Annotated in this window: 13 protein-coding genes and 1 pseudogene; 8 read left to right on the forward strand and 6 right to left on the reverse strand. The window is 62.1% G+C overall.

From position 1 onward, the window contains the following. Window positions 1-5: 5 nt before the first annotated feature. The gene (locus PQQ96_RS14865; protein WP_408292861.1) at window positions 6-1,661 is read left to right on the forward strand and encodes an amidohydrolase; all 1,656 of its coding nucleotides are present in this window, start codon (window positions 6-8) and stop codon (window positions 1,659-1,661) included. Window positions 1,662-1,864: 203 nt separating this feature from the next. Here PQQ96_RS14865 and PQQ96_RS14870 read toward each other — a convergent pair whose 3' ends face one another. From PQQ96_RS14870 to PQQ96_RS14895, 6 genes are all read right to left on the reverse strand, one after another. Next, a complete protein-coding gene (locus PQQ96_RS14870) occupies window positions 1,865-3,190 on the reverse strand; it encodes an MFS transporter (protein ID WP_408292902.1) in 1,326 nt (441 codons plus the stop codon). 178 nt (window positions 3,191-3,368) lie between these two features. Then, window positions 3,369-6,950: an indolepyruvate ferredoxin oxidoreductase family protein gene (locus PQQ96_RS14875; protein ID WP_408292864.1), complete on the reverse strand. Its 3,582-nt coding sequence runs from the start codon at window positions 6,948-6,950 to the stop codon at window positions 3,369-3,371. Window positions 6,951-7,031: 81 nt separating this feature from the next. Then, the gene (locus tag PQQ96_RS14880) at window positions 7,032-8,039 is read right to left on the reverse strand and encodes an Ldh family oxidoreductase (protein ID WP_408292867.1); all 1,008 of its coding nucleotides are present in this window, start codon (window positions 8,037-8,039) and stop codon (window positions 7,032-7,034) included. Further along, window positions 8,036-8,740 (reverse strand): GntR family transcriptional regulator, encoded by a 705-nt coding sequence (locus tag PQQ96_RS14885; RefSeq protein WP_408292870.1) that lies wholly within the window; start codon window positions 8,738-8,740, stop codon window positions 8,036-8,038. The genes PQQ96_RS14880 and PQQ96_RS14885 overlap by 4 nt, the downstream gene beginning before the upstream one ends. Window positions 8,741-8,746: 6 nt before the next feature. Next, complete coding sequence (locus PQQ96_RS14890; RefSeq protein WP_408292872.1) at window positions 8,747-9,898, reverse strand: UxaA family hydrolase; 1,152 nt, start codon at window positions 9,896-9,898, stop codon at window positions 8,747-8,749. Window positions 9,899-9,902: 4 nt separating this feature from the next. Next, on the reverse strand, window positions 9,903-10,193 hold the full coding sequence (locus PQQ96_RS14895; protein ID WP_408292875.1) for a UxaA family hydrolase: 291 nt from the start codon (window positions 10,191-10,193) through the stop codon (window positions 9,903-9,905). A 226-nt stretch (window positions 10,194-10,419) separates the two neighbouring features. On the opposite strand from PQQ96_RS14895, the gene PQQ96_RS14900 reads away from it, so the two are divergent. The 7 genes and pseudogenes from PQQ96_RS14900 to PQQ96_RS14930 all read left to right on the forward strand — a co-directional run. Then, complete coding sequence (locus PQQ96_RS14900; RefSeq protein ID WP_408292878.1) at window positions 10,420-10,881, forward strand: hypothetical protein; 462 nt, start codon at window positions 10,420-10,422, stop codon at window positions 10,879-10,881. After that, window positions 10,871-11,236, forward strand: coding sequence for a hypothetical protein (locus tag PQQ96_RS14905; protein ID WP_408292880.1), 366 nt, complete (start codon window positions 10,871-10,873; stop codon window positions 11,234-11,236). Before PQQ96_RS14900 ends, PQQ96_RS14905 begins: the two co-directional genes overlap by 11 nt. Before the next feature lie 41 nt (window positions 11,237-11,277). Further along, a complete protein-coding gene (locus tag PQQ96_RS14910) occupies window positions 11,278-12,249 on the forward strand; it encodes a zinc-binding dehydrogenase (protein WP_408292882.1) in 972 nt (323 codons plus the stop codon). A 40-nt stretch (window positions 12,250-12,289) separates the two neighbouring features. Then, the gene (locus PQQ96_RS14915) at window positions 12,290-13,084 is read left to right on the forward strand and encodes a TauD/TfdA dioxygenase family protein (protein WP_408292884.1); all 795 of its coding nucleotides are present in this window, start codon (window positions 12,290-12,292) and stop codon (window positions 13,082-13,084) included. A gap of 152 nt (window positions 13,085-13,236) precedes the next feature. Beyond that, on the forward strand, window positions 13,237-14,367 hold the full coding sequence (locus PQQ96_RS14920; RefSeq protein WP_408292887.1) for a porin: 1,131 nt from the start codon (window positions 13,237-13,239) through the stop codon (window positions 14,365-14,367). A 146-nt stretch (window positions 14,368-14,513) separates the two neighbouring features. After that, entirely contained in the window at window positions 14,514-15,659 is a 1,146-nt protein-coding gene (locus tag PQQ96_RS14925) for a Re/Si-specific NAD(P)(+) transhydrogenase subunit alpha (RefSeq protein WP_408292890.1), read from the forward strand. A 12-nt stretch (window positions 15,660-15,671) separates the two neighbouring features. Continuing rightward, window positions 15,672-15,758: pseudogene (locus PQQ96_RS14930) on the forward strand (NAD(P) transhydrogenase subunit alpha); the annotation flags it as partial.

Consider the following 15,758-nt stretch of genomic DNA (forward strand, 5'->3'; position numbering starts at 1 on the left):
ACGAGATGCTTTTGCCGAGGACACACCAGCAGCAGGTTCATGATGCACGGCGCTACCTGAATTGCACGTTGCACAACGGCGTGGTGTACACCGGTGGTGCAAATCCACGCTGCGTCGACTGCGTCGTCATCCGGGACGGGCGCATTGCGTGGGCCGGCGCTTATTCGGTATGTCCTGCCGTGTTCAGGGATCATGAGACGATCGATCTGCGCGGCCGAATGATCGTGCCGTCGTTTACCGATTCTCACGCTCACCCCGTGGAAGGCTTTCAGTTGATCTGCGACGCGGACCTGGGCACCGCGGATTCGTTCGAGGCCATCGAGCAGGGGGTGCGCCGCTGCGCGCGCGAGCATCCTGAGCGGAGCTGGGTCATGGCTGGCAATGTGTCGCTCGAAGCCATGGGATCGAAGCTGCACAGCGAAGCGCTGGACACGCTCGTGGCGGATCGTCCGCTTATGTTGATCGGGCATGACGTCCACTCGGGCTGCGTGAACAGTGCCGCGCTGCGTGCGCTGGGCGTCGATGCCGCGACACCCGACCCCGAAGGCGGCATCTACGAGCGCGATGAGGGCGGGCGGCCCACTGGCGTTGTGCACGAGGCGGCGCTGTATTCCATGTTTCGCCATCTGCCGCAAATGAGTCCAGCAGAATCGGCGCTCGCGCTCAGAAAGGCACAGCAGCAGGCGCATCGGTTCGGCATTACCGGGTGGTTCGAAGCCATGGCCGGGCAACGGCTCGTGGATGCCTATGCGAACGCGCGCGATACCGGAGAATTGAAAGAAAACGTGAGCCTCGGCTTGCTGGTGTCGCCGAATCTGCCGCTCGGCGCGCAGATCGACAAGCTCTGCGAATGGCGCGCGGCTTACGATGGCGGGCGCCTGCGGCTGCATACGGCGAAGATCTTTATCGACGGCGTGATCGAAAGCCATACCGGCGCGCTGCTCGAACCCTATGCGGACGTCATGCACAACGGCGATGCGCACTGGACCCCGCGACAGTTGCGTGAGGCTGTGTTCACCGCGGACGCCGAGGGTTTCGATCTGCACTTCCATACGATTGGCGATCGCGCCGTGCGTATGGCGCTGGACGCGCTCGCCGCGCTGAAGTGCGAGCGCCCCGACCGCGAGCGTCGCCCGCAACTCGCGCACGTTCAGATGATCGACGAGGCCGATGTTGCGCGGTTCGCGCAGGTCGACGCGATCGCCTCGGTTCAGGGTGTCTGGGCCGATGTCTCACCGGACCTGCAGGCGCTTTACAGGCAACGTGTCGGCGATGCGCGCACCGCGCGGCAATATGTATTCGGCGATCTGGTTCGGGCCGGCGCGCGGCTCTCGGGCGGCTCGGACTGGCCCGTTTCGACGCAGAATCCGATGGTCGCGATGGAGCACGCGGTGCGCCGCGCGCATGCCGGCCAGCCGGACGCGCCCGTGTTTCTCCCGGAGCAGCGCGTTAACCTCGATGTGATGATGCAGGCGTACACGCATCACGCCGCGTTCAGTCTGCGTTTCGACGATCAGGCCGGGCACATCGCGCCCGGCCGCCCTGCGTCGCTCGCGGTGCTGTCACATAATGTGCACGCGGTGGAATCGCATCGGCTGGCAGAGGTGGAGGTGGAACTGACGCTGTTCGAAGGCGAGGCCGTGTATGGCGGTTTCGATTGAACATCCGGGGCTTGCTGCGGGTGAAGGACCGCGACGGATGCAGCATGAGCGCATAGGCGTGTGCCTGTTACCTGCGGCCGAGGCGCTATGGAAGCAAGTCATTCAGGCAATGAAGAGTCGCTAGGCTTTCGCCACTCAATTGCCAACGCTGCGGAGCCTCTCAGCCACGCAGCGTTGCGAACAGACGCCAATGATGCAACCGGCTATTTCAGTCGGCGGCCCAACGTCTCTCGTACCATCGCCAGGCCGATCAGCGACAACAGACCGCATCCTATGACGTAATACGCGGGTGCATTGGCGTCGTGGGTCAAATGAATCAGCAGCGTTGAGGAAAACTGGGAAAAACTGCCGAACACCACGACTGCCGCGTAATAGCTGACCGACAGGCCCGTGGCGCGCAGCCGTTGAGGCAGCACTTCGCTCACCAGCACCAGGGTTGAAGGTGAAGTCATCGCCATAGGCACGGCCAGAGCGGCTGTCACTGCCAGCAGGCAGGGCAATGTAGGATGGTCATTCAGAAAGGCGAAGGCCGGATAGGTCGTGATCAGTAGCGCCACGCGTGACCACCAGACGACAGTGCGGCGGCCGTGACGATCGCTGAGCCAACCCGATAATGGCGAGAAAAGCATGAGCATGAGCGAGCCGACGAAACCGGCCCAGATCGACTGGGACAGTGGAATGTGCAGTTGGATCGCGGCGTAATTGGGAAGATAGAACACGACGACGTGCACGGCGGACGCGAGACCAATCATCAGAAGCACGCTTGCCAGCAACTCGCGCCAATGCTCCTTCACCAGTTGCCGAGTGGAGCCGGCATCACTCTCTCCCCTCTTCTTCGGCACGAGCGTCTCGTCGAGGCGGCTGCGGATTATCACGCTGATGGGGATCACGAGAATGCCGATCACGAACGCCATCCGCCAGCCCCAGGCGCTTAGCGCCGATGGCGTTAGAACGTTGCTCAACGACAGCGCGATGAGTGCGGCAAATACTGCTGCGAGCCCCTGGCTGAATGGTTGCCAGCTCGTATAGAAGCCGCGCGATTTTTCATCTGCGTACTCAAGCAGCATGGCACTCGCCGGCCCCATCTCGCCGCCGATCGCAAAGCCCTGAAGAAGGCGAGCAATCGTCATCAGGATTGGCGCAAACAGGCCGATCTGGGCGTACGTCGGCGTCAACACGAGAAGCGCTGCGCTGATCGCCATCAGCCACAGCGTGAGTACCACCGCGGGCTTGCGTCCAACCCGGTCCGCATAAGCGCCAATCACCAGTCCGCCAATAGGCCGCATCACGTAACCGATGCCGAATGCTGCGAACGATAGCAATAGCTGGCCGTATCGGTCGCTGACAGGGAAATACATCGGCCCAATAAGCGTGGCGAAAAAGTTGTACACAACGGAGTCGTACAGTTCCAGACCGCTGCCGACCGTGATCGCGGCGATCGTCCCCGGTTTGGAGAGTGGTCGGGATCCGGATCTGCTCGAAGCGCCTGCACGTGCCGGCGCTTGAGAGGCGCTGCGTTGGTTGGACATCGATGTCTCCTGAATTATCTGGCGGCGCCAGTGTTTGCCCGCTCTTTGGCGGATTGGAACGGTGATGCGGTACCGGGTGTGCGGCTCGCGTTGTGGTGCGAGACCGCGCGTTTCTTTCGTCGTGCCGGGCCGGTCGAGTCTGCGAAGGGTTTTTGCCCGGCCGGGGCATGTTGCTGTGTTACCGGGGCATCCGATCGAGGACATCGTGCTGCTGGTTTTGAGCGTGCGAAGCCGGATCGCGCCATCGCTGCATGAGTTGCTCCCACCGTACGCGCGCCGCCGCGAGATTACGCGCCTTGACGTGACCGAATCCGCGGATTCCTTCAGGGATGCTGGCAATCTCGAGCGCAACAGTGAGATTGTCCTCAGTAAGCCCCTTCAGCACTTCCTCGATGCATGCGCGGTACTCGCTGATGAGTCGACGTTCCGTGCGACGTTCCTCGGTACGGCCGAACGGGTCGAACGGGGTGCCGCGCAGCACTTTCAATGCAGCAAGCCCACGGAAGGCCGGGCGAACCCAGGACCCGAACGGACGCTTGACGGGTTCACCATTCGCGTTGCGCTTCGCGAAGAGCGGCGGTGCCAGGTGGTGCACGAGGCGGACGTCGCCCTCGAACATCGATCCTACGCTTGCGGTGAACGCGGCGTCGGTGTGCAGGCGCGCAACTTCATACTCGTCCTTGTACGCCATCAGCTTGAACAGGTAGCGCGCAACCGTTTCGGTCAAGCGGTGGCTGCCGAACTGCGATTCCGCGTCGCGCGCCTGGGCAACAAACGCTTCATAGCGAGCAGCGTATGACGGGTTCTGGTACTGCGTGAGAAATGTGGCACGTTTGCTGATGAGTTGATCGAGCGACGGTTTTTTCGTGATCTGGATCACCTGCGCATTGGCGTCGCGCACCGGCACGCTCGCGAGGTCATGCGCGCAGTGTCGTCCCCATTCAAAGGCCGCCTTGTTGTTGTCGACCTGCACACCGTTCAGCTCGATTGCACGCATCAGCGATTCCCGTGTCAGCGGCACGCGGCCTTTCTGCCACGCATACCCGAGCAGCATCAGATTGGAGTAGATCGACTGCCCGAGCAATTGCGTCGCGGTCAGTTCGGCATCGAAAACACCCATCTGTCCGGGCGCGACGCCACGGGCGATCGCCGCCATAGCCTCTTCGCCGGGTGCTTTCCAGTCAGGATTGCGCACGAACGCGGCCGTCGACGTGACGTGGCTGTTGAGCACAACGAAGGTTCGCCCGGGCTGCATCATCGAGAGCGTGGACTTTTGCGAACCGACGACCATATCGCAGGCAAGCACCAGGTCCGCCATCGCCACATCGACCCGCGCGGCGTGCAAGGCGTCGTCCTGATCCGCAATCTGGATGTGGCTCCAGGTCGCACCGCCCATCTGGGCCATGCCGGTCGCGTCTTGCGTGATCACGCTCTTGCCTTCGAGATGTGCTGCCATTCCAAGCACCTGGCCGATCGTGACAATCCCGGTGCCACCCACGCCTGCTACCACGATACGGCACGCGATGGCGGCATCGGGCAGTTGCGGTTCCGGTAGTGGCAGCATGTCGGCGAGCGTCACCTTGCGCGCGGCGTCGGGCTTCCGAAGCCGTCCGCCTTCGACCGTGACGAAGCTCGGACAGAAGCCCTTCACGCACGAAAAGTCTTTGTTGCAGGTGTTCTGATTGATCTGCCGCTTGCGCCCAAACTCGGTTTCGAGCGGCTGGACCGCAACACAGTTGCTTTCCACGCCGCAATCGCCGCACCCCTCGCACACCAGTTCGTTGATGACTACATGCTTGTCGGGTTCGGGCATCGTGCCGCGCTTGCGCTCCCGGCGCTTTTTCGTGGCGCACATCTGGTCATAAATGATGACCGTGGCGCCTGGCACGTCCCGAAGTTCGCGCTGTACAGCGTCGAGTTCGTCGCGATGCCGTACCGTCACACCCGTTGCCAGGCCGGTCGCCCCGGCATATTTGTCAGGATCGTCCGTCACCACGACGATGCGTTTGGCGCCCTCGGCCGCCAACTCGCAGGTCATGGCAGGCACGTCGAGCTGGCCGTCGACGGGCTGGCCGCCAGTCATCGCGACTGCGCTGTTAAACAGAACCTTGTAGGTGATGTTCACGCCTGCATGGATTGATTGGCGGATGGCAAGCAGGCCAGAATGGTTGTAAGTGCCGTCGCCGATGTTCGCGAACATGTGGTTGCGGCGGCTGAACGGTGCCTGCCCCATCCATGCAACGCCTTCGCCGCCCATCTGTGACCACGAAGTCGTTGAGCGGTCCATCCAGGTCACCATGCCGTGGCATCCGATACCCGCTGTGGCTTGCGAACCCTCAGGCACGCGGGTGCTCGTGTTGTGCGGGCAACCCGGGCAGAACCAGGGTTTCCGTTCGGAATCGCCCGTGACCAGACTGACTGCGCACTCTCTGGACTCGATTTCCGCGAGGCGGCGATCCATGCGCGCCGCGATGTCCGCTGGCACGCCGAGCCGCTTCAGGCGAGCCGCAATGGCCTTCGCGATCTGCGCGGGAGAAAGATCTGCCTTCGCGCGTAACAGCCAGTCCTCGCCCGGTGCGCGGTGGCTCCATTCGCCGCCGGGATGGTCCGCGCCGGCTTCATGGTATTTGCCGACAATGACCGGACGTGAGTCGGCGGGGTAATGGTAGAGCTCGTCCTTCAGCTGCTGTTCCACGAGCGGGCGCTTCTCTTCGACCACGAGGATTTCGCCCAGACCGCGCACGAATTCCCGAACGCTTGTGGATTCGAGCGGCCACACGACGCTGATCTTGTGCAACCGGATGCCGAGTGCGCGGCATTGCGCGTCGTCCAGACCGAGGTCGAGTAGTGCCTGGCGCGTATCGCTATAAGCCTTGCCGCTTGCGACGATCCCGAAACGATCATTGGGTCCTTCGATGACGTTGTGGTTCAGGCGGTTCGCGCGGATGTACGCAAGCGCGGCAGGCCACTTGTACTCCATCATGCGCGCTTCCTGCGCGAGCGGATCGTCCGGCCAGCGAATATGCATGCCGCCTTGCGGGATCACGAAGTCGTTCGGAATCACGGTCTGGATGCGGTGGGCATCCGTGAGCACAGAAGACGCTGCTTCGACGACTTCCTGCACGGTCTTCATGCCGGCCCACAGACTACTGTAGCGGCTCATCGCGAACGCGTGCACGCCGAGGTCCAGGATGTCCTGCACGTTGGCGGGGAAGAACACCGGCAGGCCGCAGGCGATGAAAGTGTGGTCGCTCTGATGCGCGAGCGTGCTGCTTTTCGACACGTGATCGTCGCCTGCCAGCGCAATCACGCCGCCGAGCGGCGCGGTGCCTGCAAGGTTCGCATGCTTGAGCGCGTCGGCACTCCGATCGACGCCCGGGCCTTTTCCATACCAGATGCCGAACACCCCGTCGTACTTTTTGCTGGACGCGTCGAACTCCAGTTGCTGCGAGCCCCACACCGCCGTGGCACCGAGTTCTTCGTTGACGCCAGGCTTGAATACGACATGCTGCTCTGCCAGAAGTTTTTTCGCCTGCCAGAGCGCCTGGTCGTAGCCACCGAGGGGTGAACCGCGGTAGCCTGAGATGAACGCCGCGGTCTTGTGTCCGGCCTGCTCGTCGCGCCGGCGTTGCATGAGCGGCAGGCGCACGAGCGCCTGCGTGCCGTTCATGAATGCACGCCCCGTTTCCAGCGTGTACTTGTCGTCGAGCGTGACGACTTCCATGGCCTTGCGGGTCGCTTCTGTAAGAAGGGCGTTCATGTGAAAGTGTCTCGTCGATATTTGTAATAAGGATGGCTAAATGGTTGGGCTGGATCGCCGCGATGCCGGAGCGTGTGGTCCCTACCCGGGAAAGCTCACGCGTAAGCGATCGCCGAGGGCACGCAGTTCCTTCGCGATGGACGCGGGCAATGTCACGCCTTCCACACGTGCCTGCCGCTCCAGCGCGTCGCCGCGTTCGCCCGGGAGCCGCGCGCCGTCGCCGCCTGCTGCACGGTATGTCTCGGTCCAGTCGTTCATGTAATCTCCGAAAGCCGACTGCTCAGCGTATTGTTCAGGCCGTACGAGCCAAAGAAACGCGCCTTGCATCGCTGCGCGCCGCTGCGGGGCGGGCGCGGCCGCCGTCAACGCACCCGCCAGGCATTCGACCATCATTGCGATACCGATCCCCTTGTGTCCGCCCATGGGGAGCAGAGAGCCGCCGAGTGCGCGCTTCGCATCGGTTGTCGGTTGCCCTTCGGCGTCGAGCGCCCAGCCCTCGGGAATCGGCTCGTCGTCGCGTGCGGCAAGGAGGATGTGTCCACGCGCAGCGACGCTGCAGGCTACGTCAAAAACAATCGGTGTGCGCCCAGGCCGCGGGCAGCCGAATGCGATCGGGTTGTGTCCGATTGCCGCGCCGCGGAATCCCTCCATCGCGAGTGCGGGTGGGGTGTGCTGGCCCATCATGCTGAAGGCGCCGCCCTCGGCGGCGAGCAGCGTGTGGATGCCGAGCGCGCCCAGATGGCCGCATGCCTGGATGACGATCAGTACTGAGGCGCTCGTCTTCAGCGCGTCGAGCCCGAGCCGAACCGCGTACGGACCCGCCAACTGGCCCATCGCGCCGTCCGCGTCGACCACGATGCCACCGGGGAAAGCCCTGTTCCTGATAGTGGGCAGCGGGTTGAATGCGTCTGACTGCAGCCGTTCTACGTAGGAAACGAGGCGTGTCATGCCGTGCGTGCCGTAGCCGCGCAGTTCGCTGCGAACCAGCACCGATGCGGCTTCGGCGGCCTGTGCGGGTGGCACATTACACGTTTCGAAAACCGCGGACGTCCAGTGCTCGAGGGCATCGGGAAGCAGGCGAGCATTCATTGCGCATTCTCTCGCGTGATGACGAGCCGTTCGGAAAACGGCCCGGAATAGATCGACTGGTAGTAGAGCGGCCGGTTGCGCAGCGTGTAGCCGCGCAATTCCATGATGAACCCGGGCTCGTTCGGGTCGATGCTCAGTTCGTTCGCCGCTGCGGCTGGCAGCTTGCCGAACTGGATCCATTGGTCTACCCGCAGCGTCGGCAGTGACAGCCGTTGGGCGACGAGTTCGCGCAGATTTCTCTCCAGCGCGGCCCGGTCCACGCCGCCAAGCTCGGCGAAATCCTCCTCGCGCAGCCAGAACTCGCTGTAAAGATCGAACCGGCCGCCCACGCTGATGACACGCTCGATGCGCACGAATCCGTCGCCGCCGAGGAACTCGGACCATGGCCCCTTGCGTTTCAGCCGCTTGACCGAGCGTGCGTGAACGTAGGAGGCGAGGTCGTTGCCATCCGCATCGCGAAAGCGCAGATAGCGCACGTCGGCGGGCGCAACGCGCGAGCCCGACACGAACGTGCCCCGGCCCTGCTCGCGGGTGATGAGCCCGGAGTGCACGAGTTGGACGAGTGCTTTCTGGACCGTCCCGACGCTCACGCCATGGCTCGCCGCGAGATCGCCCTCGGAGGGCAAGCGGTCACCTTCGCGCAATGATCCGGATTCGATGTGCCGGATGATCGCTTCCGACACCATGGATAGTTTTGTCATGTTCTCTTAGAGACTGCGTTCAAACCGGCTGACGGCAGTTTCCCGTACATCGAGCACTTCGCTGGCGAGACGCGTGCCCGATGCCACGTCCGTTGCATAGTCATACAGCCGGTCACCTAGATCCGAAATTTTCATTCCCTGTTCGAGAATGCCGCTGGCATCGAAATCGATGTTGTCCGCCATCGTTTGCAGAGTATGGATGTTGCCACACACCTTGACCGTAGGCGCGACCATGTTGCCGATGGGATTCCCTACGCCAGTGCCGAAAAACGTGAGCTGGCATCCGCCGGCGGCGAGCGCGGTCAGGTTTTCGACGGCCGCGGCAGGCGCGTCCATGAAATGAAGTCCTTTGCGGCGGGGCGCCTCGCCGTATCTAAGCACGCCGACAAGTGGAGTCGAACCGGCCTTAGCCATCGCGCCAAGCGCTTTTTCCTCGACGGTAGTCAGCCCGCCGCGCTTGTTATCCGGCGACGGTTGGGACTCGCGCATGTCCACGCCGCGCACAATCGCGGCGTGTTCCATTTTCTTGACCGCGTCGACGAACGCCGCTCTGACGGATTCATCTGCTGCCCGCGCGGCGAACAGATGTTCCGCGCCGATGAACTCCGACGTTTCAGAAATGATGACAGTGCCGCCTTCCGCAATCAAACGGTCCGCCATTCGCCCAATGGTCGGATTGCAACTGAGACCGGACGTCGTATCGGAGCCGCCACACTCGACGCCCACGATGAGTTCCGACATCGGGCACGGTTCGCGCCGCAGGCTCGAGGCGGCGATCGAGAGCCGCGACGCCTTGCGTGTGCCTTCGGCAATGCAGTGAATGGTGCCGTGCGGCTGGAGGTGTACGGTGTCGACGGGCTTGCCGGTGTCGCGTATGCGTGAAGCGACGTCCTCTGTCGACGATTCCTCGAGCCCGACAACGAGGACGGCAGCAATGTTGGGATTACGTCCGAGACCGGCGAGCGACTCGTACGCGAAGTCGAGATCCGCACCGTATTGGCCCCGCACGAACAGCGTGGTGACAGGAATCGTGCCATCGACCGAGCTGGCAATCGTCCGGGTCACCGGGTTGCAATTGTCCATGACGGAAATGATGGCGACCCAGTTGCGCACGCCGACGGTGCCATTTGCGCGTCGGTAACCGAGAAATGTTTTCATCTGCTTACCTTGTATTCAGATCGCCGCGTGCGCGGGTCGAGTCGATGTTGTGTACATGTGCATGTTCGCCGACTGTCAGCGACGTGCGAGCGGTGCCGATGACCTGGCCGTATTTGAGGATTGCCGCGCCACCAGAGGTCTGCGCAATGCAGACCTTGTGGCCGAATGGCACGTCCTGCCACAGCGTGACTTCACCTGAGCGTTCACCCTGAAGAACGCAGATGTCGCCGACCCTTCCGGGATCGATCAGTGTGGCGACATTGTCTGACGGGTTGAGCACGATCGCACGGGGCATTGTTTTACTCCTATACAGGTGTTGATCTAAATTTAGGATCCGGCGCATGGTTAGTCAAGCCGATTATTCCTTAATCCATGAGCCACAGAATAGAGCGGGTACCGAATGTCCTATATAGGTGTTTCTAATTACTCCTATATAGAAGTTGTTGACTTGTGGGTGACCGCCGTCTATCTTCCAAAACACGCAATGCAACGCTGTGGGCGTACGGACAAGGAGATTTCCGATGAACGTGAAGTCGCATCTGGAGAAGATCGCCAGACTGGAAGCGCTGCGTGCGCGCTTCGATCCGCTGGACGATTTCGAGTTGTGGTTCTGGGCCGGTATGACGGGCGGCACCCATGCCGTCAATGCAGCACTGCACCATGCGGGGATCACCGCTGCCGACGACGTCTACGTCGCGCAGCCAGGGGTTTACCTCGTTCCCCAGCCGGATGGCACGTTGCAAGCTGCCTTTCGTCCTTTAGGGGATGTGCTGCATGTGGGTCGGCCTGTTGTCGAGGCGCCCGTGCCCGAAGACATCGCGTCGATGATGCATCTGATGGAAGTCGTGGAGCAGCATCGCGACCCCTGTGTGCGCGAGGGTGTCGCACCGACGGCCGCGATCGTGGAGGAATGCGACAAGGCCTTGCGGGTGTGTTTTCGTCTGTTGAATGAACGGATGGAAGGAGCGTTGCATGAACATTGAACAACACATCGCCGCCGCCGGGCGCATCGAGCGCTCGCTGCGCAAATGCAGTGCGGAAGACGTCGAGATGCAGATCGAAGCGGCGATGCTGGCCGGCACGCATTGGCTGAACGCCGCGTTGCACCGCATGGGCGCGACGGAGCAGGCCAGCGACGTCTTTCACACGTATCTCCTCACGGTCAACGCGTATCGGAAGCTGTGCGTGGCAAACGAGGAGATGGTTCGCGCGCTGTCCGAAATCGAGGACCTGCGCCCGGCATTCGTGCGCGGCAATATGCCTGGTGCCGGGGCCGCCGTGGACCGTGCACGTGAGTTGTTATCGGTGATTCGTCTCAAGGCGACGGCAGGCGGCTGATTGGCACGAGAAACAGCCCATATTCAAAGGAGGAGACAACAGTGAAAGCAGTGCGAGTAGTGCCGACGCTGCAAGGCGGCAAAGTCGAATTGCAGGACATCCCCGTGCCGCAGGTCGGGGCTGGACAGGTGCTCGTCAGGGTTCGTGCCGCGGGGCTGAATCGCGGCGAGATCAACCAGGCGCGCGAACTCCGTTCGGGTAACACGATTACCGCAGGCGTCGAGCTGGCTGGCGAGGTGGCGCAGGTTGGCGAAGGGGTCACACGATGGCGCGAAGGTGACCGCGTGATGGGCCACGGCAAGGGCTGTCAGGCGGAATACGTTGTCATGGACCCGCTTGCGCTGATGCCGGTACCGGAAAACCTCTCATGGGTCGACGCGGCCGCTTTCCCCAACGTGTTTATCACCGCGCACGACGCGGTCGTGACAAACGGGGAGCTTCGCAAGGGCGAGTCGATTCTGGTCAATGGCGCGTCGGGGGGCGTGGCAATGGCGGCGATCCAGATTGCCTCCTTGCTGGGCGCGAAGCCCGTGATCGCGACATCCCGCTCCGCGGCGAAGCTCGACAAGCTCAGCCAGTTCGGCGTCGATGTCGGCATCGACTCGTCGCGCGACTCGCAGCTCGAGGTCGTGATGGCCGCAACCGACAAGCGCGGTGTCGACGTGATCATCGACACCGTGGGTGGCCCGGTATTCGAGGCGAATATGGACAGCCTCGCGGTCAAGGGGCGACTCGTCAATATCGCGCGTCTTGGCTCAGCGACCGCCCAGATCGACCTGGCAAAGCTATGGCTCAAACGCCTGAAGCTGATCGGCGTGACGTTCCGCACGCGTACAGAGCAGGAACGGCTCGAATGTATCCAGGCGTGCGCGCGCGACATGCTGCCGTTTCTCGAGGCGGGCCGCATCCGGCTGCCGATAGATCGTACGTTTGCGATCGACGAGATTGCAGAAGCGCACGCGTACATGCAACTCGATCAGCACGTCGGGAAGATCGTGCTGACAGTCCCATAAGTTCGCTCAGACCAACGATATCGATTAACAGGAGACTTTAATGAGCATCCAAATTACTCCGTTGACCGGCTCGGTCGGCGGGCTGGTCGAAGGCGTCAACCTGAACGAACCCATCACTCGCGATGTGTTTGAAGTGCTGCATCGCGCTTTTCTCGAGTACGGCGTACTGGTCTACCGCAGGCAGTTCCTGCAACCTGGGGCGCACGTCGAGTTCGCCAGACTTTGGGGCAACCCTGCGCAAAACAACCCGTTGGACCCATCGGTGCCAGGCTTTCCTGGTCTGATCCAGGTCACGAAGATTCCCAAGGAGACAGCATCGACGGAAGCGTGGCATTCCGACTCGATCTATACAGCCGTTCCGCCGAAGATCTCGATCCTCTCGGCCGTCGTTGTGCCGCATGGCGGCGACACGATGTGGTGCAATCAGTACGTTTCCTACGAGCGCCTGTCGCCGGCCATGCAGCGCATGCTCGAGGGCTTGCGCGCACGATTCACAGGGCTGCGGCTCGCACGGATGAGAGGTATCGACACGATTCCGTCGGCGGTGCATCCGATCGTCCGCACCCATCCGGAGACTCACCGCAAGGCACTTTACGTCGGCCATCCCGAGACCGCGCAGCAGATCGAGGGAATGACGGTTGCCGAGAGCCGGCCATTGCTCGACTTCCTGTACGAACACTCCACGACGCCCGACAACATTTACCGCCACATGTGGCAGGTGGGAGATGTCGTGATGTGGGACAACCGTTGCACGATGCACTATGCCGTGCACGATTATGGCGAAACTGAACGTGTGTTGAACCGCATCACGCTGGAGGGAGAAGCGCCAGTCTAACGCTTCGTCGGACCGCCGGATCGCCGGATCGCCGGATCGCCGGATCGGCAGGCGACCGGCTGGGATAAACGACAGGATGAATAGAATTTAAATTAATTCGGTATCCGAATTGATAAATGAATAAAAAACGGCTGGGAAAAGGAGGAGATCAGATGAAGAAGACAACTGTTGCGACGGCAGCGGCGGCAATGGCGGCAGCCATCGTATCGGCGCCTGCGTTTGCGCAAAGCTCGGTAACGCTGTATGGGATCGTTGATACGGGCGTCGAGTATTTCACGCACGCCACGCCCACGGGCGGTTCCGTTGCACGAATGCCCGTGATCGGCGGGGGAGACGTGCCGTCGCGCTGGGGATTGCGAGGAGCAGAGGATCTTGGCGGCGGCTTGAAAGCGGTCTTCACGCTCGAAAGCGGATTCTCGGCGTCGAACGGTGCGCTTCAACAGGGCGGCCGGCTATTCGGCCGGCAGTCTTACGTCGGTTTGAGCGGCCCTTGGGGGCAACTCACGTTTGGCCGACAGTACAGCATGACGAACTGGGCCATGACCGAGTCGAACATTATCGGCTCGGGCGGATTCGGTGGCCTCGCATCGCTCGATTCTTATCTGCTTGCCGCGCGCTTCGATAACGACGTGGTTTACATGGGCACGTTTTCCGGGGTCACTATCGGCGCGAGCTATTCGACCGGGCGCGATTCGAGTGCGGTGGGAAATTGCCCGGGTCAGACGGGCAATGACTTCCTTGCCTGTCGCGCGATCTCGGCAATGCTCAAGTACGACGGCAACGCATGGGGCGCGGCTGTGACCTACGACGAGCAGCGCGGCGGTGCAGGCGCGACGGCCATCACCGTCGTGCCGGGTGCGGCAGGTATTGCTTTCACGAAGTCCAGCGATACCGACCGACGCTACCAATTGGCTGCGCACGTGGATATCAGCTCGGTGCGTGTGGGCGCGGGATGGCTGCACCGGCTGGTCGAGGGCGACACACGGTCGGCCAAAACCGATATCGAATACCTCGGTGCCTCGGTGCCCTACGGCGCGTGGGTCTTCGATGCGCAGGTCTCGCACATCCTTGACAGCACCTACGACGCCGACGGCACGATGGGCACCCTGCGGGCCAACTACAACCTTAGCAAGCGGACCGCGCTTTACGGTGTATTCGCCTACATGAAGAACAGCGGAAAAGAGGGCATCTACTCGGTGTCGGCCTCAAGTGCGGTCCCGGCGGCTCCGCATCCCGGGTCGAATCAGCTCGGCGTGGAGTTCGGCATCCGACATCTATTCTGACCGCAGGTGTGACCGTAACGCGGCGGGCGTTGGTTCGGCAGATGTTGCGCGCGCTGCCACTATCGGCGCCCGTGACCGCAGGCTGGTGATTTGAATCGCCAGTGTGAAAACTGTATCGCGCAGACAGGCGCAATGTGAGGTTGGACATGCAGATTGGAATTCCCGCTGAGTTGGGAGATCGCAAAGCATTGGTTGCCGCAACGCCTGAGACGGTCAAAAAACTCGTCGCTCAAGGGCACGGCGTGACAGTCGAAGCCGGTGCCGGTGAATGCGCGCATTACACGGACGATGCATACCGGAATGCGGGTGCGCAGATTGGCGACGCGGCTGCGGCTTATGGCGCACAGATCGTATTGAAGGTCGCTTCGCCGACAGCCGCTGAATTGCCGTTGATGAAACCCGGTGCAGTGCTGGCGGGCATGCTCGATCCGTTCAACGCGGAAAACGCTGAGCGGCTCGCAGCAGCAGGGGTGACCGCGTTCGCGCTGGAAGCCGCGCCGCGCACCACCCGCGCGCAGAGTCTTGACGTGCTGTCGTCACAGGCCAACATCGCCGGTTATAAGGCCGTGCTGATTGCCGCGCACTATTATCCGCGCTTCATGCCGATGCTGATGACGGCAGCCGGCACCGTGAAGGCTGCGCGCGTACTGATTCTTGGCGTAGGTGTTGCGGGCTTGCAGGCAATTGCGACGGCAAAGCGCCTCGGTGCGGTGGTGGAAGCCTCCGATGTGCGTCCCGCGGTTAGGGAGCAGATCGAATCGCTCGGTGCGAAGTTTATCGACGTGCCCTACGAGACCGATGAGGAGCGCGAAGCGGCGGAGGGTGTAGGCGGTTATGCGCGGCCGATGCCGCCTTCGTGGCTCGCCCGTCAGTCGGCGCTCGTGCATGAACGAGCCAAACAGGCAGACATCGTGATCTCGACTGCGCTTATTCCGGGTCGTCCCGCACCGACATTGATCTCCGTGGATACGGTGCAGGCGATGAAGGCAGGCTCAGTGATTGTCGACCTCGCTGCGGGGCGCGGCCCTGTCATTGACGGGCACCGTGGCGGCAATTGTCCGCTTACCGAACCGGATGAGGTCGTCGTGACCGATAACGGCGTGCAGATCGTCGGCTATACGAATCTGGCTTCGATGGTACCTGCCGACGCGTCGTCGCTCTACGCACGCAACCTGCTCGACTTCCTGAAGCTGATCATCACCAAGGAAGGCGCCCTGAACATCGATCTCGCAGACGACATCGTCGCGGCCACGTTGTTGGCTCGTGACGGCGAAGTCGCACGCAAGGCATAAAGGAGAGCGGCGATGGAAGTCATCAACCACACCGTCATCAACCTGATCATCTTCGTGCTGGCGATTTACGTCGGCTACCACGTCGTCTGGAACGTCACC

Origin of the sequence: Paraburkholderia sediminicola (assembly GCF_046027825.1) — a bacterium.
GTDB classification, from domain to species: Bacteria; Pseudomonadota; Gammaproteobacteria; order Burkholderiales; family Burkholderiaceae; genus Paraburkholderia; species Paraburkholderia sediminicola_D.

Excerpts from the sequence above, each read along its gene's own strand:
- PQQ96_RS14865 (WP_408292861.1), top strand. The coding sequence starts at position 6 with ATGCTTTTGCCGAGGACACACCAGCAGCAGGTTCATGATGCACGGCGC.
- PQQ96_RS14870 (WP_408292902.1), bottom strand. The coding sequence starts at position 3,190 with ATGTCCAACCAACGCAGCGCCTCTCAAGCGCCGGCACGTGCAGGCGCT.
- PQQ96_RS14875 (WP_408292864.1), bottom strand. The coding sequence starts at position 6,950 with ATGAACGCCCTTCTTACAGAAGCGACCCGCAAGGCCATGGAAGTCGTC.
- PQQ96_RS14880 (WP_408292867.1), bottom strand. The coding sequence starts at position 8,039 with ATGAATGCTCGCCTGCTTCCCGATGCCCTCGAGCACTGGACGTCCGCG.
- PQQ96_RS14885 (WP_408292870.1), bottom strand. The coding sequence starts at position 8,740 with ATGACAAAACTATCCATGGTGTCGGAAGCGATCATCCGGCACATCGAA.
- PQQ96_RS14890 (WP_408292872.1), bottom strand. The coding sequence starts at position 9,898 with ATGAAAACATTTCTCGGTTACCGACGCGCAAATGGCACCGTCGGCGTG.
- PQQ96_RS14895 (WP_408292875.1), bottom strand. The coding sequence starts at position 10,193 with ATGCCCCGTGCGATCGTGCTCAACCCGTCAGACAATGTCGCCACACTG.
- PQQ96_RS14900 (WP_408292878.1), top strand. The coding sequence starts at position 10,420 with ATGAACGTGAAGTCGCATCTGGAGAAGATCGCCAGACTGGAAGCGCTG.
- PQQ96_RS14905 (WP_408292880.1), top strand. The coding sequence starts at position 10,871 with ATGAACATTGAACAACACATCGCCGCCGCCGGGCGCATCGAGCGCTCG.
- PQQ96_RS14915 (WP_408292884.1), top strand. The coding sequence starts at position 12,290 with ATGAGCATCCAAATTACTCCGTTGACCGGCTCGGTCGGCGGGCTGGTC.
- PQQ96_RS14920 (WP_408292887.1), top strand. The coding sequence starts at position 13,237 with ATGAAGAAGACAACTGTTGCGACGGCAGCGGCGGCAATGGCGGCAGCC.
- PQQ96_RS14925 (WP_408292890.1), top strand. The coding sequence starts at position 14,514 with ATGCAGATTGGAATTCCCGCTGAGTTGGGAGATCGCAAAGCATTGGTT.